General features: G+C 65.5%; 23 protein-coding genes. 8 read left to right on the top strand and 15 right to left on the bottom strand.

What is annotated here, in order from left to right:
* Positions 1-109: 109 nt before the first annotated feature.
* Positions 110-1,849: an outer membrane beta-barrel protein gene (locus ABIA45_RS32515; RefSeq protein WP_404654807.1), complete on the bottom strand. Its 1,740-nt coding sequence runs from the start codon at positions 1,847-1,849 to the stop codon at positions 110-112.
* A gap of 191 nt (positions 1,850-2,040) precedes the next feature.
* On the opposite strand from ABIA45_RS32515, the gene ABIA45_RS32510 reads away from it, so the two are divergent.
* Positions 2,041-3,048 carry an SIS domain-containing protein gene (locus ABIA45_RS32510; protein WP_271545721.1) on the top strand — a complete coding sequence of 336 codons (1,008 nt, stop codon included), beginning with the start codon at positions 2,041-2,043 and terminating at the stop codon, positions 3,046-3,048.
* A 163-nt stretch (positions 3,049-3,211) separates the two neighbouring features.
* Here the strand turns inward: ABIA45_RS32510 and ABIA45_RS32505 are convergent, their stop codons facing one another.
* The gene (locus ABIA45_RS32505) at positions 3,212-3,763 is read right to left on the bottom strand and encodes a carboxymuconolactone decarboxylase family protein (protein ID WP_271545723.1); all 552 of its coding nucleotides are present in this window, start codon (positions 3,761-3,763) and stop codon (positions 3,212-3,214) included.
* Between the two features lie 71 nt (positions 3,764-3,834).
* On the opposite strand from ABIA45_RS32505, the gene ABIA45_RS32500 reads away from it, so the two are divergent.
* Positions 3,835-4,161: a helix-turn-helix domain-containing protein gene (locus ABIA45_RS32500; RefSeq protein ID WP_035997791.1), complete on the top strand. Its 327-nt coding sequence runs from the start codon at positions 3,835-3,837 to the stop codon at positions 4,159-4,161.
* A gap of 158 nt (positions 4,162-4,319) precedes the next feature.
* Here the strand turns inward: ABIA45_RS32500 and ABIA45_RS32495 are convergent, their stop codons facing one another.
* The 4 genes from ABIA45_RS32495 to hemH form a co-directional block, all read right to left on the bottom strand.
* Complete coding sequence (locus tag ABIA45_RS32495) at positions 4,320-4,763, bottom strand: NfeD family protein (protein ID WP_157282872.1); 444 nt, start codon at positions 4,761-4,763, stop codon at positions 4,320-4,322.
* 25 nt (positions 4,764-4,788) lie between these two features.
* The gene (locus ABIA45_RS32490) at positions 4,789-5,778 is read right to left on the bottom strand and encodes an SPFH domain-containing protein (protein ID WP_271545725.1); all 990 of its coding nucleotides are present in this window, start codon (positions 5,776-5,778) and stop codon (positions 4,789-4,791) included.
* Between the two features lie 170 nt (positions 5,779-5,948).
* Positions 5,949-6,926 (bottom strand): ABC transporter substrate-binding protein, encoded by a 978-nt coding sequence (locus ABIA45_RS32485; protein ID WP_404654806.1) that lies wholly within the window; start codon positions 6,924-6,926, stop codon positions 5,949-5,951.
* A gap of 10 nt (positions 6,927-6,936) precedes the next feature.
* Positions 6,937-7,974 (bottom strand): ferrochelatase, encoded by a 1,038-nt coding sequence (gene hemH, locus ABIA45_RS32480; protein ID WP_404654805.1) that lies wholly within the window; start codon positions 7,972-7,974, stop codon positions 6,937-6,939.
* Between the two features lie 83 nt (positions 7,975-8,057).
* On the opposite strand from hemH, the gene ABIA45_RS32475 reads away from it, so the two are divergent.
* Positions 8,058-8,456: an MAPEG family protein gene (locus ABIA45_RS32475; RefSeq protein WP_157282884.1), complete on the top strand. Its 399-nt coding sequence runs from the start codon at positions 8,058-8,060 to the stop codon at positions 8,454-8,456.
* Positions 8,457-8,462: 6 nt separating this feature from the next.
* Here ABIA45_RS32475 and ABIA45_RS32470 read toward each other — a convergent pair whose 3' ends face one another.
* The 4 genes from ABIA45_RS32470 to ABIA45_RS32455 all read right to left on the bottom strand — a co-directional run bounded on the left by ABIA45_RS32470 (position 8,463) and on the right by ABIA45_RS32455 (position 12,913).
* A complete protein-coding gene (locus ABIA45_RS32470) occupies positions 8,463-8,900 on the bottom strand; it encodes a thioesterase family protein (protein WP_275497821.1) in 438 nt (145 codons plus the stop codon).
* A gap of 172 nt (positions 8,901-9,072) precedes the next feature.
* The gene (locus ABIA45_RS32465; RefSeq protein WP_404654804.1) at positions 9,073-10,197 is read right to left on the bottom strand and encodes a nickel/cobalt transporter; all 1,125 of its coding nucleotides are present in this window, start codon (positions 10,195-10,197) and stop codon (positions 9,073-9,075) included.
* Positions 10,194-10,832: a DUF1007 family protein gene (locus tag ABIA45_RS32460; protein WP_157282893.1), complete on the bottom strand. Its 639-nt coding sequence runs from the start codon at positions 10,830-10,832 to the stop codon at positions 10,194-10,196. Before ABIA45_RS32460 ends, ABIA45_RS32465 begins: the two co-directional genes overlap by 4 nt.
* Positions 10,832-12,913, bottom strand: a complete 2,082-nt coding sequence (locus tag ABIA45_RS32455) for a M3 family metallopeptidase (protein WP_404654803.1) — start codon at positions 12,911-12,913, stop codon at positions 10,832-10,834. Before ABIA45_RS32455 ends, ABIA45_RS32460 begins: the two co-directional genes overlap by 1 nt.
* A 136-nt stretch (positions 12,914-13,049) precedes the next feature.
* Between ABIA45_RS32455 and ABIA45_RS32450 the strand changes: the two genes are divergently transcribed.
* The 5 genes from ABIA45_RS32450 (at position 13,050) to ABIA45_RS32430 (ending at position 17,899) form a co-directional block, all read left to right on the top strand.
* Positions 13,050-13,304 carry a hypothetical protein gene (locus ABIA45_RS32450; protein WP_035997726.1) on the top strand — a complete coding sequence of 85 codons (255 nt, stop codon included), beginning with the start codon at positions 13,050-13,052 and terminating at the stop codon, positions 13,302-13,304.
* 673 nt (positions 13,305-13,977) lie between these two features.
* The gene (locus tag ABIA45_RS32445; protein ID WP_157282899.1) at positions 13,978-15,120 is read left to right on the top strand and encodes a type III PLP-dependent enzyme; all 1,143 of its coding nucleotides are present in this window, start codon (positions 13,978-13,980) and stop codon (positions 15,118-15,120) included.
* A 134-nt stretch (positions 15,121-15,254) separates the two neighbouring features.
* Positions 15,255-15,842 carry a GNAT family N-acetyltransferase gene (locus ABIA45_RS32440; protein WP_271545740.1) on the top strand — a complete coding sequence of 196 codons (588 nt, stop codon included), beginning with the start codon at positions 15,255-15,257 and terminating at the stop codon, positions 15,840-15,842.
* Positions 15,843-15,989: 147 nt separating this feature from the next.
* Positions 15,990-16,379: a RidA family protein gene (locus ABIA45_RS32435; protein WP_404655782.1), complete on the top strand. Its 390-nt coding sequence runs from the start codon at positions 15,990-15,992 to the stop codon at positions 16,377-16,379.
* A 77-nt stretch (positions 16,380-16,456) separates the two neighbouring features.
* On the top strand, positions 16,457-17,899 hold the full coding sequence (locus tag ABIA45_RS32430; protein ID WP_271545741.1) for a homospermidine synthase: 1,443 nt from the start codon (positions 16,457-16,459) through the stop codon (positions 17,897-17,899).
* Between the two features lie 132 nt (positions 17,900-18,031).
* On the opposite strand, the gene ABIA45_RS32425 is transcribed toward ABIA45_RS32430, so the two are convergent.
* From ABIA45_RS32425 to ABIA45_RS32405, 5 genes are all read right to left on the bottom strand, one after another.
* Positions 18,032-18,364, bottom strand: a complete 333-nt coding sequence (locus ABIA45_RS32425) for a hypothetical protein (protein WP_198399690.1) — start codon at positions 18,362-18,364, stop codon at positions 18,032-18,034.
* Between the two features lie 100 nt (positions 18,365-18,464).
* A complete protein-coding gene (locus ABIA45_RS32420) occupies positions 18,465-19,181 on the bottom strand; it encodes an MgtC/SapB family protein (protein ID WP_404654802.1) in 717 nt (238 codons plus the stop codon).
* A 132-nt stretch (positions 19,182-19,313) separates the two neighbouring features.
* Positions 19,314-20,333, bottom strand: a complete 1,020-nt coding sequence (locus ABIA45_RS32415) for a WD40 repeat domain-containing protein (protein WP_271546503.1) — start codon at positions 20,331-20,333, stop codon at positions 19,314-19,316.
* Positions 20,333-21,385, bottom strand: coding sequence for a CobW family GTP-binding protein (locus tag ABIA45_RS32410; RefSeq protein WP_404654801.1), 1,053 nt, complete (start codon positions 21,383-21,385; stop codon positions 20,333-20,335). The genes ABIA45_RS32415 and ABIA45_RS32410 overlap by 1 nt, the downstream gene beginning before the upstream one ends.
* Before the next feature lie 55 nt (positions 21,386-21,440).
* Positions 21,441-22,304 carry a metal ABC transporter solute-binding protein, Zn/Mn family gene (locus ABIA45_RS32405; RefSeq protein ID WP_404655780.1) on the bottom strand — a complete coding sequence of 288 codons (864 nt, stop codon included), beginning with the start codon at positions 22,302-22,304 and terminating at the stop codon, positions 21,441-21,443.

The following is a 22,304-nucleotide window of genomic DNA, read 5'->3' as shown; positions in this document are numbered from 1 at the left end:
GGGTGGTGGATAAATGGATTCCGGGCTCGCGCTGCGCGCGCCCCGGAATGACGAGCGGAGCGAGCCACGCCCGCGCGGCATCTCGCCCCGACGTGTTCCGACAGGCGCACTAATTCTGCAGCCTCACCCCCAGCAGCACCACCGTGCCCTGCGAGCTCGATCCCGGCTGGCTCGAATTCAGGATGTCGTGGCGCAGCGTGCCCTTGACCCAGATGTTGCGGTTGAGCTTGTAAATCAAATTGCTTTCGAACGAGTAGGTCTTGTCGTTGCGGTTCTGGCCCTGGTAGTCGAGCGTGCCATAGGTGAACTTGCCGACCGCGGTGAGCCAGCGGCGGAAGTCGTGGTCGACTTCGGCCGAGTAGGTGCGCACCAAAACTCCGGATGAGCCGGGGACCGTGGTCTCCGAGATCTGCGTGTCGGTGAAGAACTTCACCGTGGTGAGGCCGCTGGCGCTCCAGATCAGCGAGCCCGTGGTCAGAAGCCCTGCGAGCTGGCTGAGGCGCGGGTCGGTGTAGCTGCGCGCGGAATAGCCGACCGAGATCTCGCCGGTGAGGATGCGCGAGAACTCGAAGGACGAGCCGACCTTGGCATAGCCGCCGTTCGAGTCGCGGAAGTAGCCGTTGCGGTCGGCGGCCTGGTCGTGGACACGCCTGTCGCCCTGGACCTCGACGAAGGGCTTCAGGCCCGGCTTGAGGTCGTAGGAGAAGCGGCCGACGCCGCCATACTGGTTGAAATTGCGGTCGTCGTTGCTGAAGGTCGAGCCGTCGGTGAGCTTGGAATCGGTGTAGGCGGTGCGATCGATGGTGGCGCCGGCCGCAACCTGGAAGCGGTTGAAGGTCTGGTCGAAGCCGAGCGTCGTGCCGTAGGCGGCGTAGACCGGGTATCGCTGCAGGCCGGCCTGCACGTTGGGGCTGCCGGGATTGTCGGTGGCGAGCCGCAAACGCAGCTGCGAGAGAAGCTTGAAGTCGCGGGTGACGTCGAGCCGGCCGTCGACATGGCCGTTGAAATCGGGCCGATTGGCCTCGACCGGCGACGGCGAGGCGAGGCCGTTGATCGTCGCCGGCATGTCGTTGGTGTAGCCCGAGAACGAGCCGCGCAGATCGGCGACCAGTGCGTGGCGCTCCCAATCCGACACCACGAGCAGATCGGGCGCGATGACATAGGCCGGCGACCCGACCGGTCTGTTGAGGCGCGTCGGATTGCTGTCGTAGCCGGCGGAGAGCTCGAGCCCGCCCTTGATCAGGAAGCTGCCGGCGTAATCGCCGACCGCGCCGAACGGATCGTCATCGGCCTTGAGACGACGGCGCAGCGGCTGGCCGGGCACATTGCCCGCCATTGCCGCCGGCACCGGCACCTTGTGCGCGGTCTCGGACGGCGGCGGCGCAATGCGCGGTGGGCCGAGCGTCGTGGCCGGCGTTGCGGGTGGCGGCGGCGAGCCGGGACCGACGCGCTTCGGCTTCGGCTGGCCCGGATAGAGCTTGGGCTGCTGCCGCTTGCGGTTGAGCGAGTCATAGCCGGATCCGCTCGCGCCGGTGGCGGCCGGCAGGCCGTAGGTCGGGACCTGACCGACACGCGAGCTCGCCGGCGTCTGCTGGCGCTGGCGCGGGTCGGCGTTGGGATCAGGCAGTCTCGGCAAGGCGTCGGAGGGCGCCTGCGGCACGCCAGCGGTACGGCGGGTCGGCAGCGTGTCAGGCGAGGCAAAGGCGCCGCGGTTGGGATTGAACAGGTCGGGCGTCAGGCCCTGGGCCGCCGCCGGGCCGCTTGCGAGGGCGGTCAGCGCGAGGCACGGCAAAGCGGCGCGCAGGAAATGCGCGACCTTGCTCCGGCCCCTGCCTGGAGACGACCCCACGATGGAATTACCCCAACGAAATCAAACACTTTCTCGATCATCCCCGCCGACTGGCGAGAACCATCGTTAATGGAGTTAAAACAATTATGGTTAATGACCGGTTGAGGGCGTCGGGGCGCGCGTCGCCTCGCTGATCGGGGCGTGCTAAGCAGGCGCCAATGGGCGAACGCCCCTCCTCCCTGGACCCGACCATGCCGAGCTCGAAACCGCTGATGACCCAATCATCCGGCTCCATCCCTGACAGCGTCGAATCCGCGCTCCGCACGCTGGAGACGGAGAGCGGCGGGATCAATGCGCTCGCTAGCGCGCTGCGCGGCCCGCTGGGCGAGCCGTTCGCGAAGGCGGTCGAGCTGATCCGCAATGCCAAGGGCCGCGTCATCGTCACCGGGCTCGGCAAGTCAGGCCATATGGGCCGCAAGATCGCCGCGACGCTGGCCTCGACCGGCACGCCCTCCTTCTTCGTGCACGCCGCCGAAGCCGGTCATGGCGACCTCGGCATGATCACGCCCGACGACGTCATCCTGGCGCTGTCCTGGTCAGGCGAGCAGCCGGAGATGAAGAACCTCGTGAACTATTCGGCGCGCTTTGCGATCCCGATGATCGCGGTGACCTCAAGTGCGTCGTCCTCGCTCGGCCAGGCCGCCGACCTCGTGATCGAGCTGCCCAAGGCGCGCGAGGCCTGCCCGCACAATCTGGCGCCGACCACCTCGACGCTGATGCAGGCCGCGATCGGCGACGCGCTCGCGATCGCGCTGCTGGAGGGACGCGGCTTCACCGCGCTGGAGTTCGCGCATTTCCACCCCGGCGGCAAGCTGGGTGCGATGCTGAAATTCGTCCGCGACTACATGCGCACGGGCGCCGAGATTCCGCTCAAGCCACTCGGCACCGAGATGTCGGAAGCCGTGGTCGAGATGTCGGCCAAGGGTTTGGGGTGCGTCTGCATCGTCAACGATGCGGGCGAGGCCGTCGGCATCATCACCGACGGCGATCTGCGCCGCCACATGCGGCCCGACCTGCTGACGGTGACCGTCGACGAGATCATGACGAAGCAGCCCAAGACCGTGCCGCCCTCGATGCTCGCGACCGAGATGATCGAGGTGCTGAACACGCGCAAGATCACCACGCTGCTGGTGACCGAAGCAAACAAGGTGGTTGGGATCGTGCACCTGCACGATCTGCTGCGCGCGGGGGTGGCGTAGGGCACGCAGCCCGCTTCACCCGTCATTCCGGGGCGCGCCACTTGGCGCGAGCCCGGAATCCATTTCACCCCGGGTCGCTGCCCGATGGATCCCGGGCTCGCGCTTCGCGCGCCCCGGAATGACGGTGAGGATGAGACGCTCCTCGCAATGACGGTGGAGAGACCTACGCCGGAAACCGCGCCGCGTTCTGCTCCAGCGGCAAGCGCAGCCCGTTCGCCAAGTACGACACCGTGCGATAGAAGCCGCATAGCAACATGATTTCCAGGATCTGCGCTTCATCGTAATGCGTCGACAGCGCGGCGAACTCCTCGTCCGCGAGTGTCGCGCGATGATGCAGCGCGTCGACGGCTGCGATCAGCGCCTGCTCGGCCGGCGACCAAAGCGCCGAATTCGTATCACCCAGCACCGTGGCGCGCACCTCGTCCGCGGTGAGCTTTGCCAGCCCGGCAAAGATTGCGACATGCACGCCCCATTCGTATTCGCATCCGTTCAGCGCACAGGTACGGTCGATGACGATCTCACGCTGGCGCAGCGAGAGCGGCCCCGGATCAAGCAGCCCGCCGGCGCGAAACTTGTCCCAGGCCCGGCCATGGCCCGCCATCACCCGGAACAGCACCAGCGGCGGCGCACCGCGCATGATGCGGTCGAACTGCGCCTGGATGTCCGGGGGATAAGGCGGCGAGAGCGGGGCGATGCGCGGTGAGGCCTGGGACATGAGCGGCTTCCGTTGCTACATTTACCGTAGCATTACGCTACATTATCCGTAGCAGGACGCAAGAGGTGACCATGGCGAAACGGGCGACAACAGCAGAACGCCGCGTCCGCGGTTCGCGTACCGGGCGGCCGATCATGGCTTTGCTCGACCTGCTCGGCCGGCGCTGGGCCTTGCGGATCCTGTGGGAGTTGCGCGGAGAGCCCCTCACCTCGCGCGCCCTGCGCAGCGCCTGCGACGAGGCCTCGCCCACGGTACTGCAGGCCCGGCTGACCGAGCTGCGCGAGGCGGGCTTCGTGGAGCTGGGCGACGGCGGAGGTTACGGACTGACACCGCTGGGCCGGGAATTGTGCGAGACGTTCATGCCGCTGCACAGGTTTGCGGAGCGATGGAGGAGGTGAGACGGCGCTCTCCCTCTCCCCGTTCTTGCGGGGAGAGGGTCGGGGTGAGGGCCTCTCTCCACGCTTGAGATTCTCGAGGGACCTGTACCCCCTCACCCGGACTGCATCTGCGATGCAATCCGACCTCTCCCCGCAAGCGGGGAGAGGTGAAGAAGGGGCTACGCCGCGGCGACCGTCAGGTTGGCGCCGTCGACCTGTACCACCTTCACCCGCGTGCCCGCCGGCGTATCGGGCCCAGCCACGCGCCATACCGTGTCGCCGATGCGCACGGTGCCGGTGCCGTCGATGATCGGCTTCTCCAGCGTGAACTCACGGCCGAGCAAGGCTTCACTGCGCTTGTTGAGGAACGGGCTGGCACTAGCCTCCGGCTTCGGCTTGGCGAGACGGCGCCAGATCGGCACGGCGGCGGCGGCGAAGATCGCGAACATCACGAGCTGGATCTGCCAGGAGATCGCAGCCGCGAATGAGATCAGGCCGACCAGCAGCGCAGCGAGCCCAAGCCAGAACAGGAAGATGCCGGGCGCCAGCACCTCCAGCGCCATCAGGATGAAGCCGAGGATCAGCCAGTTCCAGTTGCCGAGCGATACGAACATGTCGGTCATGACACGACCTCTGTGAATAGTCCCGTTACTGCTGCGGCACGAACGGCGGTGTCGGGCCCGACGACGGTACCGATCCCCCGCGGCGGGCGGCGGTCGCCGCGCTCTCCCCGAACGTGGCCTTCGCAATTTCGCCGATGCCGGCGAGCGAGCCCAGCATGCTCATCGCTTCGACCGGAAGCATGATGACCTTCTGGTTCGGCGAGTCGGCGAGTTGCCCGAATGCCTTGATATACTTATCGGCGATAAAATAGTTTAGCGCAGCGACATCGCCCTTGGCGATGGCCTCGCTGACCATTTGCGTGGCCTTGGCCTCGGCTTCCGCCGACCGCTCGCGCGCCTCGGCATCGCGGAAGGCGGCCTCGCGGCGGCCTTCCGCCTGGAGGATCTGCCCCTGCTTGGCGCCCTCGGCGCGCAGGATCTCGGACTGGCGTTGGCCTTCGGCCGCGAGAATGTCGGCGCGCTTGACCCGCTCGGCCTTCATCTGCCGTCCCATGGCTTCGACCAGGTCGGCGGGCGGCACGATGTCCTTGATCTCGATGCGGTTGACCTTGACGCCCCAGGGCGAGACCGCGGCGTCGACCACACGGAGCAGGCGCTCGTTGATTTCGTCGCGGTGCGACAGCACCTGGTCGAGGTCCATCGAGCCCATCACCGAGCGGATGTTGGTCATGGTCAGCACCGTGATCGCCTGGTTCAGGTTGGCGACCTCGTAGCTCGCCTTGGCGGCATCGAACACCTGATAGAAGGCGACGCCGTCCACCGTCACGGTGGCGTTGTCCTTGGTGATCACCTCCTGCTCGGGAATGTCGATCACCTGCTCCATCATGTTGATCTTGCGCCCGACGCGATCGAAATAGGGCACGATCAAATTGAGCCCGGGGCTCAGCGTCTGGGTGTATTTGCCGAACCGCTCGATGGTCCAGTCATAGCCCTGCGGCACCGTCTTCACGCCGGCGACCAGCGTGACGATGACGAGCAACACCAGAACAATCGCGAAAATGTCGAAACCGCTCATATCTCCTCCAAGCCGGGAAAAGAAATCAGGAAAAAGCCCTTTCCGGCGCTGTCATTGGTCGGGATCACGATCCTACCGGTTCAGCGGTCGCAAGTAACGTCGGTACCGGCGCAATTCTGCACAAGACACACAGCAAGAGAGCGGTCGCGAGGCGTCAGTCACGGACGGGCTCATTCGATCACGTCATTCGCAATTGCAAGCAGGCCCGGGGAAAGCGTGACGCCGAGCGCTCTCGCCGCCTTCAGGTTGAGCGCGAGCTCAAACTTGGTGGGATTCTGCACCGGCAGGTCGGCCGGCCGTGCGCCCTTCAGGATCCGATCGATATAGTCCGCGGCGCGGCGGAGCTGCTCGATGCTGTCGGTGCTGTAGGACATCAGCCCACCCTCGTCGACGAAGGTGCGGCTCCAGAACACCGCGGGCACGCCCGCCTGTGCGATCGCCGAGAGCAGTTGCGCGCGGTTGGCCATGGTGAAGAAGTCCGGCAGGACCAGCAGCCCATCGGACTTGCGCGAGGCCAGCGCCGCGATCGAGGCCGCGTCATGCACCGGCGCGGGCTCGACCGTCATATGGAGCGCGCGGCCGGCGTCCTCGATGGTGCGCAGCATCAGGGGCGCGAACGGCGCGGTGGCGGGGTTGAACACGACCGCAACGCGGGACACCTTCGGCGTGACCTGCGTCAGCATCTCCAGCCATTTGCCGGCCAGCGGACCATCGTAATCGGTAAAGCCGGTGAGATTGCCGCCGGGATGCGCGAGGTTTTCGACAAAGCCCTGGCTGACGGGATCGGTGACGACGGCGAACACGATCGGGATCGTCGTGGTGCGCCGGCGCAGCTCTTCGACGGAGGGTGTGCCGACCGCAAGCAGGATGTCAGGCTTGAGCGCGATCAGCTCGTCGGCGAGCTGCGCGATGCGGGCGCGGTCACCGCCGCCGTTGCGCCAATCGATCTTGAGATTGTCGCGCTCCTTCCAGCCTTGGCCGGCGAGCACTTCGATCAGGGCCATGCTGCGCGTCTGGCCGATCGCATCGTCGGCAGCCGTGACCGAGAGCACGCCGAGCCGCCGCGTCGCGTTCGGCTGCTGCGCCAGGGCCGGGGCCGGCAGCGCCGCGAGCATCCCAAGAAGCGCCAGGCACCGGCGGCGGTTCATGGGATGCCCATCAGATCCAGCCCTGGAGCTCGCGCAGCACCAGGGTGCGGATCACGTCCATGCCCGGTCCGCTGTCGTTGAGGCAGGGGATCGCGGAAAACTCTTCGCCGCCATTGTGCTTGAAGATCTCCGCGTTCTCCTGCGCGATCTCCTCCAGCGTCTCCAGGCAGTCGGCGGAAAATCCCGGCGTCACCACCGCGATGCGGCGCACGCCCTCCTTGGCAAGCCGCTCCATGGTCTTGTCGGTATAGGGCTGCAGCCACTCGTCGTTGCCGAAGCGCGACTGGAAGGTCAGCAGCAGCTTGGTCTCGTCCATGCCGAGCCGGCGGCGCAGCGCCTCGGTCGTCGCGATGCAGTGCTGCTGATAGGGATCGCCCTTGTCGACATAGGCTTTCGGCATGCCGTGGAAGGATGCCACGATCAGCTCCGGCTTGAAGGACAGCGTCGCCAGATGGCCCTCGATCGAGGCGGCGAGCGCCTCGATATAGGCTTCGTCGTCATAGTAGGGCGGCGTCACCCGCAGAGTCGGCTGGTTCCGCAGCTGCGCGAGCACGCGGAAGACTTCGTCGCAGACGGTCGCCGAGGTCGAGGCCGAATATTGCGGATAGAGCGGCACGGCCAGGATACGCTCGCAGCCCTTCGCGATCAGCGCGGCGATGCCCGACTTGATCGACGGATTGCCGTAGCGCATCGCCCAATCGACGACGACGTTGTCGCGGTCCGACAAGGCGGCCGCGAGCTTGTCGCTTTGCGAGCGGGTGATGGTTTTCAGCGGCGACTCGTTCCGCTCATTGTTCCAGATCTTCTGGTAGTCGAGCGCCTTGGTGCGCGGACGGCTGCGCAGGATGATCCCGTTCAGCACCAGCTTCCAGATCAGGCCCTGGTCCTCGATGACGCGGGCGTCGCTGAGGAACTCCTTGAGGTAGACCCGCACGCCCGGAGCATCGGCCGTATCGGGCGTTCCGAGATTGATCAGGAGCACGCCGACGCGCGGCACGGCGGATCGGGTGGCCGGTTTCGCGGTCTCGAGGGGGAGGACGCTGTTCATGACCGGTTGGGTCGCGCGTTGGTCCGAACTTGTCAAGATGAGCCGGGGTTCGCTAGGGTCGCACCCAAGCGGGGGGAGGCAGGATGACACTCGCGGAATGGTGCGTCTTCGGGGCGCTGCTGCTCTATCTGTCAACGATCGTCTCGGTCAAATGGATCAGGTTTCGCCGCTTCGACAATTCCCGGCCGCGCGACCCCGCCTTCTATGAGGACGCCCTGTCGCAACGCGCGCTCGGCGCGCACCAGAACGGCATCGAGACGTTTCCGTTCTTTGCGTTCGCGGTGCTGCTCGCCGAGTACAGGGAAGCGCCGCAGCGGCTGATCGACGAGCTCGCGGCGCTGTTCCTGATCGTGCGGATTGCCTATGTCCTGACCTATCTCGGCAACCGCCCGACGCTGCGCTCGATCCTCTGGAGCATCGGCTTTGCGATCAATCTCGGTATCTTCTTCATGCCGGCATTGAAGCGGTTTCTGCCGGTGTGAGCGACTTCACGCCGAAAGATGGCGTTCTCGCGTCGCGATCAGTGCCCGCATTGATGCCGGGATCGTGACCGGACGATGGGTGTTCTGGTCCGTGTAGACCCAGACGATCTCGCCGGTTACCAGCGCCTCAGTGCCGCCCTTCCGGAAGATGGCGAGCTCGAACAGGAGGCTCGAATTGCCGATCCGCGCCACGCGCGCGCCGACGTCGAGCTCCCAGTCGAACCTAACAGGCGCCTTGTACTCGATCAGCGATTTGACGACGTGGAAATCGATGCCGCTCGCCTTTGCATCCGCATATTGGTCGAAGCCGAGCGCGCGGAAATATTCGGTGATGGTGGTGTCGAAATAGGTCAAATAATGCGCGTTGAAGACGACGCCCTGGCCGTCGATCTCGGAATAGCGCACCCGGAACGGATGGAAGAACCAGAAATTTTCGCGCGACATCTTAACTCCCCCCGACCGAGATATATGCCCGTCATTGCGAGGAGCCCTTGCGACGAAGCAATCCAGACTGCCGCTGCGGAGAGCTTTCTGGATTGCTTCGCTGCGCTCGCAATGACGGAACAAGGTGCACGATCATCGTGCTCAACTGAGCGCCGCGAACCGCAGGGGCTACTCAAAAACACGTGGTCCGTTCGGCGGCGATGTAGCCGAACAGGAGGCCGACGCCGAACAGCAGGACCAGACCCGCGGCGCCGAACTCGATGCCGCGCATGAACAGCGCGCCACCGCCGTCGCGTCCGGCGCTGAGGCGCGCGGCGATGTCCTTGGCGGAGACGGCGATAACGGCGATGGCCGCCACGGTGATCGCGGTGCCCAATCCCATCAGGAAGGTCGCAGCGATCCCTGCCCAGAACAGGCCCTGCGCCAGCGCGAACACCAGGACCAGGATCGCGCCCGAGCAGGGGCGGATGCCGACGGTCAGGATCGCAGCGAAGCCGCGCCGCCAGCCGCCGGGGCCGGCGAGTTCGCTTGGCGTCGGTCCGTGGGAATGGCCGCAATGCTCGTCATGAACGTGGTCGTGCCCATGGTGATGGTGAGCGTGGCCGTGGCCATGGTGGTGATCATGGCCGTGATCGTGGTGATGATGATCATGCCTATCACGATGATGGTGATGATCGTGATCATGGTCGTGCGGCACGCCTGCGATCGCCGGCACCGGCTGGGCGGCCTGAAACGCGCCGATGAAGGTGCGGCCTTTGACCCAGACCAGGCGCAGGCCGAACAGCGCGATCAGGGCGTAGCTCGCAATCTCGATCACGCCTTCCGCCTTGCACATCGTCTTGGCCGTCGCATTCAGCACCCAGGCCGAGATGCCGACGATGAGGATCGCGACCAGCGACTGCATCAGGGCCGAGGCAAAGGACAGCGCGATGCCGCGCCGCGCCGTCTCGCGGTTGGCGACCAGATAGGACGCGATCACGGCCTTGCCGTGGCCGGGACCGGCGGCGTGGAAGATACCATAGGCGAACGAGATGAAGAGCAGCGTCCACACCGCCGACCCATCGGACTTCGCGGCGCGGATGGTTGCCGACATCTGCCGATAGAATTCCGACTGTTTTGTCAGGAGCCAGCCGATGAGGCCGCTGGCCTCGGGCTCGGCCGCCGGCGCGGGCCGCGGCGCGCCGAACGGGTTTTGCGCGAGGAGATCGTGAAGCGCGGCATCGGCCATAGCCACGACCAGCAGCACAGCGGCAGAGGCGAGCAGCCCGCGCGCAAGCGGAGAGAGTTGCGGCTTCAAGGGCAATCCACCGTGATCTTGTTGGCGAACATCATGCCGAAATTCGAGTTCTCGCCGTTGAGGAAGGTCTGCTCGTTCAGCTTCTGGGCGCTCGCGGTGCCGTCGTTCGGCCGCTCCAGCTTCATCTGGCAGCCCGCAGGCGCACCGACCAGCTTGACCGGACTGTCCTTGGCCATCTGGAAGTCGATGAAGAAGGAGCGGTCGAACACTTCGAGCACCAGCTGCCTGGGCTTGACCGGGTTCTTCAGCGGCAAGGTGAAGTGCAGGGTCAGCACCGTATCCTTGTAGTCGAGGAAATAGTCGACCGGCTCCTGGAACCGCTCCTTCTTGCCGTCGGCCTTGGCGAAGGTGAAGTAGGCGTATTCCTTCAGCGACTCGACATTGGTCTGCGCCAGCGGCTTGAGCTCCTCACTCGTGTAGGTGCCCTTGGTCTTGCTCTCGAGCCCCTGCACCGCATAGGCCGAGAACATGTCGTCGAAGGTCCAGGCATGGCGCACGCCGGTGATGCTGCCATCGGCGGCATACAGCAATTCGCTGGTCGCGGTGATCCAGACATGCGGATGAGCGCTCGCCGCGCCCGCGGCGAGCGTCATCGCGGCGGCGAGCAGGCATCCGAACAGGGCGCGCATGCTCATCAGGCTGCCCTGGCGTCTTCGAGCAGGCCGCGGCGGCGGAGCAGCGCATCCGGCTCCGGCGGGCGGCCGCGGAAGGACTCGTAGGCGGCTTCCGGATCGACCGATCCGCCCGACGAATAGATGTCGTCGTGCAGGCGCTTGGCCACAGCGGGATCGAAGATGTCGCCGGCCTCCTCGAACGCGCCGAAGGCGTCGGCGTCCATCACCTCCGACCACATGTAGCTGTAATAGCCGGCGGCGTAGTGGTCGCCGGTGAAGATGTGGCCGAATTGCGTGGGCCGGTGACGCAGCGCGATCTCCTCGGGCATGCCGATCTTCTCCAGCTCGCGTTTCTCGAAGGCGCGGACATCCTGCGCGGCGGCGGCCGGCTGGGTGTGGAATTCCAGATCAACCAGCGCCGAGGAGACGAACTCGACCGTGGCAAAGCCCTGGTTGAATTTTCGCGCGGCGAGGAAGCGTTGCAGCAGGTCGTCCGGCAGCGGCTCGCCGGTCTGGTAGTGGCGGGCGAACTTCTGCAGCACCTCGGGCCGCTCCTGCCAGTGCTCGTAGAGCTGCGACGGCAGCTCGACGAAGTCGGTGAACACGGAGGTGCCCGACAGCGAGGGATAGGTCACGTTGGAGAGCATGCCGTGCAGGCCGTGGCCGAACTCGTGGAACAGGGTGCGGGCATCGTCGGGCGACAGCAGCGACGGCTCGCCGCCGGCGCCCTTGGCGAAATTGCAGATGTTGAGAACCAGCGGCGCGACGTCGCCGTCGAGCTTCTGCTGGTCGCGCAGCGAGGTCATCCAGGCGCCGGAGCGCTTGGACGGCCGGGCGAAGTAGTCGCCATAGAACAGCGCCTTGTGCTTGCCGCCCCCGTCCTTCATCTCCCAGACCCGGACGTCGGGGTGCCAGACCGGAACGTCCTTGCGCTCCTCGAAGGTGACGCCGAACAGGCGCGTGGCGCAGTCGAAGGCGGCGGCGATCATGTTGTCGAGACCGAGATACGGCTTGATCGCGGAATCGTCGAAATTGGCGCGCTGCAGACGCAGCTTCTCGGCGTAGAAGCGCCAGTCCCAGGGGGCGAGCTTGAAATTGCCGCCCTCCTCCGCGATCAGCGCCTGCATCTCGTCGCGGTCGGCGAGCGCCCGCGCCCTCGCGGGCTTCCAGACTCGCTCCAAAAGGCTGCGCACCGCATCCGGCGTCTTGGCCATGGAATCCTCGAGCCGGTAGGCGGCGTAGGTCGGATAGCCCAGCAGCCCGGCGCTCTCCTCGCGCAGCTTCAGGATCTCGACAATGGTCGCATTGTTGTCATTGGCGTTGCCGTTGTCGCCGCGCGCGATGAAGGCCTTGTAGACCTTCTCGCGGAGGTCACGCCGGGCGGAGCTCTTCAGAAACGTTTCGACCGAGGAGCGCGACAGCGTGACGATGGCCTTGCCTGCCATGCCGCGCTCTTCCGCCGCAGCCTTGGCGCTGGCGACGAAGCTCTCCGGCAGGCCCTGGCGATCGGCCTCCCCAAGCTCCAGGAACCAGTCCTGCTCGTCGCCGAGCAGATGGTGGCTGAAGCCGGTGCCGAGCTGGGCCAGCCGCTCGTTGATCTCGGCCATCCGGGTCTTGGCCTCCTCGGAGAGGCCGGCGCCGGCGCGGTGGAAGCGGGTGTAAGTACGTTCCAAGAGGCGGAGCTGCTCGGGCGTGAGACCGAGACCCGCGCGGTTCTCGTGCAGATGGGCGATGCGGCCGAACAGCACGGCGTTCATCATGATCGGATTCCAGTGCCGCGCCATCCGCAAGGAAACCTCCTTGTCGATCTCGAGGATGGCCGGGTTGGAATGCGCCGAGACGAGGTCGTAGAAGACCGCCGCGACCTTGCTCAGGAGCTTGCCTGAGCGCTCCAGCGCCGTAATGGTGTTGGCGAAATCTGGTGCCGCGGGATCGTTGGTGATCGCCGCGATCTCGGCGGCGTGGTCGGCGAAGGCCTGCTCGAAGGCCGGCAGGAAATGCTCCGGCTTGATCTCGTCGAAAGGCGGGGTCGCGAACGGCGTCACCCAGGCCTTCAGCAGCGGATTGGTCTCGGCTTCCGTAGTTTGGCGGGGTTCTGACATCACAAGTCCCGGATTTCGTGGCTCGATTGTTGCGGCCAGCTATAGCACGCGTGGGGCTTTTTTGGGCCGTTTGCCCTTGCCCCCAGCCTCCTTTTCGGGGAGATTGCGGCCCTCGAAGCCAGGACCCTCTGAAGCCATGAACGCGCCTTCTTCATCGTCCCGCCAGATTGTCTGGTCCAGCGTCATCACCGTCATCAGCGCCGCCATCTTGATCGGCGCGGAGGTGTTCGGCGCGGCGTTTGCCGGCGGCTGGGCGCTCGCGATCCTGTTCGGGCTCGGCGACCAGGGCGCCCATATCCTGCAGGCCGTGCTGTTCGCACTCGGCGTGCTCGTGATGACCGCCTTCATCCGCGGCGCTCAGCGCATCGAGCCCTTCACCAAGCGCGGCTGACGCGTCTCGCGCACGGGCAGCACGCGCAGCGCGGCGAAAACTTAACGCGCGTTCATCTTCCGCGGCGCTCGCGCAACAGCGCGCAAGCAGATGTTAGGCAATCCTGTCCGCAGCCTAAAAAAATTCTTGCGAACCAGAGTCAAAACGCTTATGTGCGGACTTGCCCAATTTCGCACGTGCCTGTGGTCGTGTGTCAGTCGGTAGGTATCCGGACAAGAGGCCGGACAGCCGCCAAGGGGTGAAGAAGCCGAGGGGCTCTTCGGAAGTGCGGAAGTCGAGACTGAAACGTCGAGCGACCGAAGCAAACCCGGAGCGCCCAGCATCTCTCTCAAAGAGATGCCATGTCGAAGGTGACTTCACTCTTTGCAACCGTGACTGGCAGCCGGAGGCGAACCGGCGCACCCCGCTCTCAACGGGGGACGCGACTTAAAGCAACGACGGATCGGGCTTTTTTGGTCTCTACCGGCAGTCCAACGCCGGCGCGGGCTACTGAAAAGGCTTGTCCTTCATTGCCAGGTGAGCGGGCGGGAAACTCTCCCAACCAATCCACGGCAGCACAGTCTGGTTTGAGTTTTTTGGCCTCGGCGCGCCTCCATCGCGCGATGCGGCCGAAGCACTCTCATCAGACGTCACGTTGATACGGCTCCCGTCGCTGGGACCGTTGGAGAGTGCCATGACCGAACGTATCCAGGAATTCCTGCGCAACCGCCGCAACGAAGGCCTCGACACCGAGCCGTGCCTCGTCGTCGACCTCGAGGTCGTGCGCGACAATTACCAGAGCTTCGCCAAGGCGCTGCCCGACAGCCGCGTGTTCTATGCCGTCAAGGCGAACCCGGCGCCGGAAGTGCTGGCCCTGCTGGCGTCCATGGGCTCCTGCTTCGACACCGCCACGGTCGCTGAGATCGAGATGGCGCTGGCTGCGGGTGCGACGCCCGACCGCATCTCCTTCGGCAACACGATCAAGAAGGAGCGCGACATCGCGCGCGCCTTCGCGCTCGGCATTCGCCTGTTCGCGGTCGATTGCGCCGCCGAGGTCGAGAAGGTCGCTCGTGCCGCCCCCGGCGCGAAGGTGTTCTGCCGCATCCTCTATGACTGCGCCGGCGCCGAGTGGCCGCTGTCGCGCAAGTTCGGCTGCGACCCGGAGATGGCGGTCGAGGTGCTCGACGCCGCCAAGCGCCTGGGCCTGGAGCCGTGCGGCATCTCCTTCCATGTCGGCTCGCAGCAGCGCAAGGTGAAGGCGTGGGACCGTGCGCTGGCGATGGCCTCGCAGGTGTTCCGCGACTGCGCCGAGCGCGGCATCAACTTGTCCATGGTCAACATGGGCGGCGGCTTCCCGACCAAGTACCTGAAGGACGTGCCGCCGGTGGTGACCTACGGCCGCTCGATCTTCCGCGCGCTGCGCAAGCACTTCGGCAACCAGATCCCGGAGACCATCATAGAGCCGGGCCGCGGCATGGTGGGCAACGCCGGCATCATCGAATCCGAGGTCGTGCTCATCTCGAAGAAGAGCGATGAGGACGAGGTGCGCTGGGTGTACCTGGACATCGGCAAGTTCGGCGGTCTCGCCGAGACCATGGACGAGTCGATCCGCTACGCCATCCGCACCCGTCACGACGGCGCGGACATGACCCCGTGCGTGCTCGCAGGTCCGACCTGCGACAGCGCCGATGTGCTGTACGAGAAGACCCCGTATCCGCTTCCGGTGACGCTCGAGATCGGCGACAAGGTGCTGATCGAAGGCACCGGGGCTTATACGTCGACCTACTCGTCGGTGGCGTTCAACGGCATTCCGCCGCTGCGGACGTACCACATCTGATCCGCCTCTGTTTTCCAGAGGCCTGACGAACCCGGGAGCCGGTCCGCCGGCTCCTCATCCAACATCTCGATTTCTGACGACGTCTTGGACAGGCGTGCTGTGCGCACGCCGCTTCAAGCGGGGACTGACGTGCCATGACTGCTCATCGGAAGCCGCAAATTGCCCTCACCTCGAAAGCCGCTCCGTTCGTGATCCGTGCGGAACGTGCTGGAGACGTCGCGACGCGTGAAGCGCTGCTCGATGCCTGCTTTGGCGAGAACCGCCATGGCCGCACCTGCCAGCGCCTGCGCGACGGACGCGCGCCCGCCGCAGGCCTTGCCCTGTCGGCGATGCGCGAGGGCAAGCTCGTGGGAACCGTGCGGCTGTGGCATGTCAGCGCCGGAGGCAGGCCCGCTCTGGTCCTCGGACCGCTGGCGGTCGACCCTGCCTGCCGCGAGCTCGGGATCGGCGCCGCGCTGATGCATCAAGCGCTGGCTGCCGCCCGGGCGCGCGGGCATCACGCCGTGATCCTGCTCGGCGATGCCCCCTATTACGCCCGCTTCGGCTTCACAGCCGAGAAGACCGCCGGGCTGTCGCTGCCCGGCCCGTTCGAGCGCAACCGCCTGCTGGCGATCGAGTTCACTGATGGCGCGCTCGATGGCGCCGCCGGGATGATTGTCCCGACCGGCGCGGCCCTGCCCAAACGGAGGTCGGTTCGCGCGCCTGAGGCGCACGCGGCCTGAGGGATCGCTGGGGTAGGTACAACCGCAGCCGCATCGAGCCAGCAACGCCCTGCCGCGCCTGCGCGAGGCCCGTTCCTTTGGGGTTGCGCAGGCGCCGGAAACGCCCTTTAACCCCGCGAAACACCCCTTCAGTCGAGGCCCATGACCATGTCCCGTCGCCTGATCTCCACCGGCTCCCCGCTCGAGAAGACTGTCGGCTACAGCCGTGCCGTGATCGACGGCGAGTTCGCCTTCGTCGCGGGAACCACCGGCTATGACTACACCACGATGACGATGCCATCAGATGTCACGAGCCAGTCACGCAACTGCTTCAAGACCATCGCAGCCGCCCTGCAGGAGGGCGGATTCGAGATGGCCGATATCGTCCGTGCGACCTATTACGTGACCGACGCCAGCTATATCGATGCCCACTTCGCCGTCTGCGGCGAGGTCCTCGGCGACATCAGGCCGGCGGCGACGTTGCTGGTCGTCTCTGCCCTCGCCAGGCCCGAGATGAAGGTCGAGATCGAAGTCACCGCCAAGCGCCGCGGCGTCTAAAAAGCGCCGCAGCATCTGACAAGCGCCGCAGCGCCTGATCCATCCTCACTGCCAGCACGTTCCGGAGAATCCATCCCATGAGCCCTCCCTCGCAGATCTACGCGAAGATCACCGGACCCATCGTCATGGTCGGCTTCGGCTCCATCGGCAAAGGCACGCTGCCCCTGATCGAGCGGCATCTCGACTACGACAAGTCGCGCATCACCGTGCTCGATCCCAAGGACGAGGGCCGCAAGGCGCTTTGTGAGAAGCACAATGTCCGCTTCATCCAGAAGGGCCTGACCAAGGACAATTACCGCGAGGTGCTGACCCCGCTGCTCACCGAGGGCGGCGGCCAGGGCTTTTGCGTCAATCTGTCAGTCGATACCGGCTCGACCGACATCATGGAGCTCTGCAACGAGCTCGGCGCGCTCTACATCGACACCGTCAACGAGCCCTGGCTCGGTTTTTATTTCGATTCCTCGAAGGGTCCGGAAGCGCGCTCAAACTATGCGTTGCGCGAAACGACGCTGGCCGCCAAAAAGGCCCGTCCCGCCGGCTCGACCACGGCCGTGTCCTGCTGCGGCGCCAATCCCGGCATGGTCTCCTTCTTCGTCAAGCAGGCGCTGCTCAATGTCGCCGCCGATCTGAAGCTCAATGCACCCCGGCCGAAGACCAAGGGCGAATGGGCGGATTTGATGCGGCAGGCCGGCATCAAGGGCATCCACATCGCCGAGCGCGACACCCAGCGCTCGAAGAAGCCGAAGGAGCCTGACGTCTTCGTCAACACCTGGTCGGTGGAAGGCTTCCTGTCCGAAGGCATGCAACCATCCGAGCTCGGCTGGGGCACCCACGAGAAATGGATGCCCGAGAATGCGCACACCCATGAAGCCGGCTGCGGCGCCGCCATCTACCTGATGCAGCCCGGCGCCAACACGCGCGTGCGCACCTGGTGCCCGACCCGCGGAGCCCAGTACGGCTTCCTGGTCACCCATAACGAGTCGATCTCGATCGCCGATTACTTCACCGTGCGCGATGCGTCGGGCAAGGCGATCTACCGGCCGACCTGCCACTATGCCTACCATCCGGCCGACGATGCCGTGCTGTCGCTGCATGAAATGTTCGGCCGCGCCGGGAAGATGCAGGAGAAGCACCACATCCTCGACGAGAACGAGATCGTCGACGGCATCGACGAGCTCGGCGTGCTGCTGTTCGGCCATGACAAGAACGCCTATTGGTTCGGCTCGCAGCTGTCGATCGAAGAGACCCGCGAGCTCGCGCCCTACCAGAACGCCACCGGCCTGCAGGTGACCTCCGCCGTGCTCGGCGGCATGGTCTGGGCGCTGGAGAACCCGAACGAAGGCATCGTCGAGGCCGACGAAATGGATTTCGAGCGCCTGCTCGAAATTCAGCTGCCCTATCTCGGTCCGGTGAAGGGCTTTTATACTGAGTGGACGCCGCTGACGGATCGTCCGGGACTGTTCCCGGAGGATATCGACAGCAGCGATCCCTGGCAGTTCCGGAATATACTGGTGCGGTGAGGCGGGGCTCTCTCCGCCCGTCATTCCGGGGCGACGCGTGGCGTCGAGCCCGGAATCCATCGGGCGGCAGACTCTGCGGGTAAATGGATTCCGGGTTCGCGCTTCGCGCGCCCCGGAATGACCGGAAAAAAACTACTTCTTCTCCATGGGCGGCGCGATCTTCTCGGCCGGCGCTGGCGGCAGCGCTGGCCTGGTCGCCGCGCCCTGAGTCTGCGGATCCGGCCGTGCCGGCTCGGGGGCCGGCGTCGTCGGGCGATCACCGCCGGGCTTCGCCTCCGCGGGCACCTTGCTCTGTTCGTCGGACGGGGTGCCCTGGAGCGGGGGCGTCGCCTGCGCCAGCTGCATGCGGCTTTCGGCGCGGATTTGCGCCAGGGACATCACCGACACCGCAACGCCTGCTGCGAACAGTGCACCAGCGATTGCCAGGTTGAGCTTCAGTGTGCGCTTGTCATCTCGGCCGGGCATGTCCATCACCGCCTTTGTTCGCGGGATCAACGAAACTGGGGCGCGCCGGTTCCGGAACCGAAAACGCGCGGAACCCACCGGCACGCGCCAAAACGCCGCGCTACTCCGTCGTGCTGACTTCCCAGGTTGCATGCCGGACGCCCGGCAAATGCTGCAGATCGGTCGCGACCGCGTTCAGCTCGTTCGGGTCGACCGCGGTCGCAACCAGCTTGGCAGCGATCTCCAGAATGCCTTCGCTGATCTCGGCGACCTCAATGTCGGCCACCGAATATTTCGCCGCCTCGAGCTTGTCGACGAGGCGGTCGCGCATGTCGGGCAAGGCGTCGACCGCAACCGCGAGCTTGAAATAATAGGTCGCCTCCAGCGCCTTCTCGTTCATCGGGATACGGTTGATGGCGTTGACCAGCGGACGCAGCATGGTGTTGCCGGCGATGACGAACACGGTCAGCGCCGCCGCCTGCGCAACCATGTCGGCGCCGGCGCAGGAGCCGACCGCGGCCGAGGCCCACAGGGTCGCCGCGGTGTTGAGCCCGCGCACGTCCATGCCCTGCTTCATGATGACGCCGGCCCCCAGGAAGCCGATGCCGGAGACGACATAGGCGATCACGCGGACCGCACCCTCGGCACCGTCCAGATGCATGGCGAGATCGACGAAGGCGGCGGCGCCCACTGCGACCAACACGTTGGTGCGCAGCCCCGCGGTGCGCTGACGGTATTGCCGCTCGGCGCCGATCAGCGTACCCAGCACGAAGGCCGTGATCAGGCTGACCAGGGTGTCGCCAAAGTCGGCAAGCTGGAAGGTCGTCAGAAATCGCATGAATTTGAGCTGCCGTGGGTGGGCAAAGGCGCGCTCTTTGCGCGACGTGCCCACGATTCTTGCGTTGCGGAGAGAATGGTGGGCACGGCGCAAGAGCGCCTTTGCCCACCCTACGGCTGGAACGATGACAGATTAAAGCTCGAGCAGACCGCCGTCCCCATTTTCGTCGGCAAAAGCCAGCAGCGTGCCCTTCGCATTCCAGCCGATCGCGGCCACGGGCGGCGTGCCGTTGCGGCGGACCAGGATCTCCGCGCCATCCTCCAGCCGGACCATCAGCACCGTACCATCGCTGTAACCGGCGGCGAGAATGTCGTTCTTGGGATGACAGGCGACCGCGGAGACGCGCGCCTGCAGCGGCGCGAGCATCGCGGGCTCCTTGCCCATCGGACCGTCCTTGCTGCCGAACGGCCAGATGATCACCGTGTCGGCGCCCGAGGTCGCCAGCCCCTTGCCGCCGGCGCTCCACGACATCGAGCGGACGCGGCCCGGATAGCCGGTCATGCGCATGTGTCTGTTGTCGGCGAGCCGCCAGCCGTGCAGCGCCGGCTCGTGCATCGCGGTGACCAGGAATTTGTTGTCGGGGCTGAAGGTGACCGCGTGATGCGAGCCGGCCCAGGGCAGGAATTCGGCCGATCCCGCCATGTTCGGAAACCACAGCGTCACGCCGTTGTAATGCGCGATAGCGAGCCGCAGGCCCTTCGGCGCGAAGGCAAGGCCGCCGACGGTCGAGGGCACGTCGATCGACTTCTCCTCGGCCTTGCCGCTCTTGACGGTCGCGGTCTTGCCGGCCGACCAGGCGAAGGCGCCGTCGGCGTGCAGCGCCACCGCGTCGATCCAGCGCCGCTTGGGATCGGTGGCGAGCAGCGTCACCTCGCCCTTGGCATCGAGCGAGACGACCTTGCCGTCGTCGCCGCCCATGACGAGGCGCTTGCCGTCGGAGGCGGTCGAGAGAATGCCGCCGCTATGCACGGCAACCGTGGTGATCTCGCAATTGGCATCGACGAATGCGACGTTCTCCTCGCCGCCGACGAAGGCGGCGCGATCCTTCAGGAAATGCACCGAGGTCACTGCCATGCCGAGCGCAATCGGCTTGACGCGGTCGGTGACGGAAACGATCGAAGCGGACTCGGGCGCGGGCGTAAACTCTTTCATCACGAGACGATGCAGCTCTCGAAACCCTTGCGGATCGCCTCTTCGGGCAATTCGCGGCCGATGAAGACGAGGCGGCTCTCGCGCGGCTCGCCCTCCTTCCACTTCCGCTGGTGGTTGCCCTCCAGCATCATATGGACGCCCTGGAAGACGTAGCGGTCGTCGTCGTCGTGGAAGGCGAGGATGCCCTTGGAGCGCAGAATCTTGCCGCCCTCGACCTGCACCAGGTTCTGCAGCCAGGGCATGAACACGTTGGGATCGAGCGGCTTGTCGGTCTTGAGCGAGAGCGACTGCATCTCCTCGTCGTGATAGTGCTTCAGGCCGTGACCGTTATCATGGTGATGATGGTGGTCGTGGCCGTGATGATGGTGATGATCATGGTCGTGGTCATGATCGTCGGCCTCCAGGAAAGCCGGCTCGATGTCGAGGATGCGGTCGAGATCGAACGCTCCGCGGTCGAGCACGTCGGCCAGCGCCACCGCGCAGCGCTCGGTGCGATGCAGCTTCGCATACGGATTGATGCCGCGGATACGGGCCTCGACCTCGGCGAGCTCGCCCTTGTTGACGAGGTCGGTCTTGTTCAGAACGATGACGTCGGCAAAGGCGATCTGGTTCTTGGCCTCGGGTGCATCCTTCAACCGGTCGGACAGCCATTTGGCGTCGGCGACCGTCACGACCGCATCGAGCCGGGCGTTTTTCTGCACATCCTCGTCGACGAAGAAGGTCTGCGCGACCGGCGCGGGATCAGCGAGGCCAGTGGTCTCGACGATGATGGCGTCGAACTTGCCCTTGCGCTTCATCAGGCCGTCCATGATGCGGACGAGGTCGCCCCGTACGGTGCAGCAGATGCAGCCGTTGTTCATCTCGAACACTTCCTCATCGGCGCCGATGATGAGGTCGTTGTCGATGCCGATCTCGCCGAATTCGTTGACGATGACGGCGTATTTCTTGCCGTGGTTCTCCGACAGGATACGGTTGAGCAGCGTGGTCTTGCCGGCACCGAGATAGCCGGTCAGCACGGTCACGGGAATCTTCTGGGAGGTCGCGTCAGACATAACAACTCCGGACTTCAAGGCTTTTTCGCGCGACGCGAGGCGGGTGGCCCCTGCCCTAATGGTCAAGCGCGCTGGTCAGGGCCTTTATATTGTGCCTGACCATGTCAATGTAAGTGGGTGCGGGGCCCTTTTCGCCGGTCAAACCGTCCGAAATCAGGGTGCCGCCGACCTTGGCGCCGGTCTCGGCGGCGATCCGCCGGATCAGGCGATCATCGCTGATATTTTCAAGGAATACGGCGGGGATTTTCTGGGCCTTGATCTGGCCGATGATGGCGGCGATATCTCGCGCGCTCGGCTCGGTCTCCGTGGAGACGCCCCGGGGGGCGATGAACCGGATACCGTACTCGGCGGAAAAATAGCCGAAGGCATCGTGGGTGGAGATGACCTTGCGCCGCTCCGGCGGGATTTTTGCGACGGCGTCGCGGACCTCGCGGTCCAGTGTTTCGAGCTTTTCCAGATAGGCCTTGACCTGGCCGCGGAAGAACTCCGCGTCGTCAGGAGCGGCCGCGGCGAGCGCGCTTGCAATGTCGGTGACGTAGATCCTGGCGTTCGGGATGGACTGCCAGGCGTGGGGATCAGCGGCCGCACCCATTTTCAGCGGCGTGATGCCGGCGCTTGCAGTCACGACCTTCGCCTTGCTGCCGGAGGATTGCACGAGGCGCGGCAGCCAGCCCTCCAGCCCGAGCCCGTTGACAATGACGAGCTTCGCCGCCGCGACCCGCTTGGCATCGCTAGGGGTCGGCGCATAGACGTGGACATCGCCGTCGGGCCCGACCAGCGTCGTCAGGTTGATGCGGTCACCACCGACATTGCGGACGAAATCGCCGAGGATCGAGAAGCTCGCGACGACGTTGAGCCGCTCCGCGGCCTCAAGCGGCGAGGCGATCAGCAACAGCGCACAAACCAGGATGAAACGCAT

This window comes from Bradyrhizobium sp. USDA 336 (genome assembly GCF_044908355.1).
In the GTDB taxonomy this organism is placed as follows: domain Bacteria; phylum Pseudomonadota; class Alphaproteobacteria; order Rhizobiales; family Xanthobacteraceae; genus Bradyrhizobium; species Bradyrhizobium yuanmingense.
Note: the sequence above shows the minus strand (reverse complement) of the source record. Positions and strands in the feature narration are given on the sequence as shown.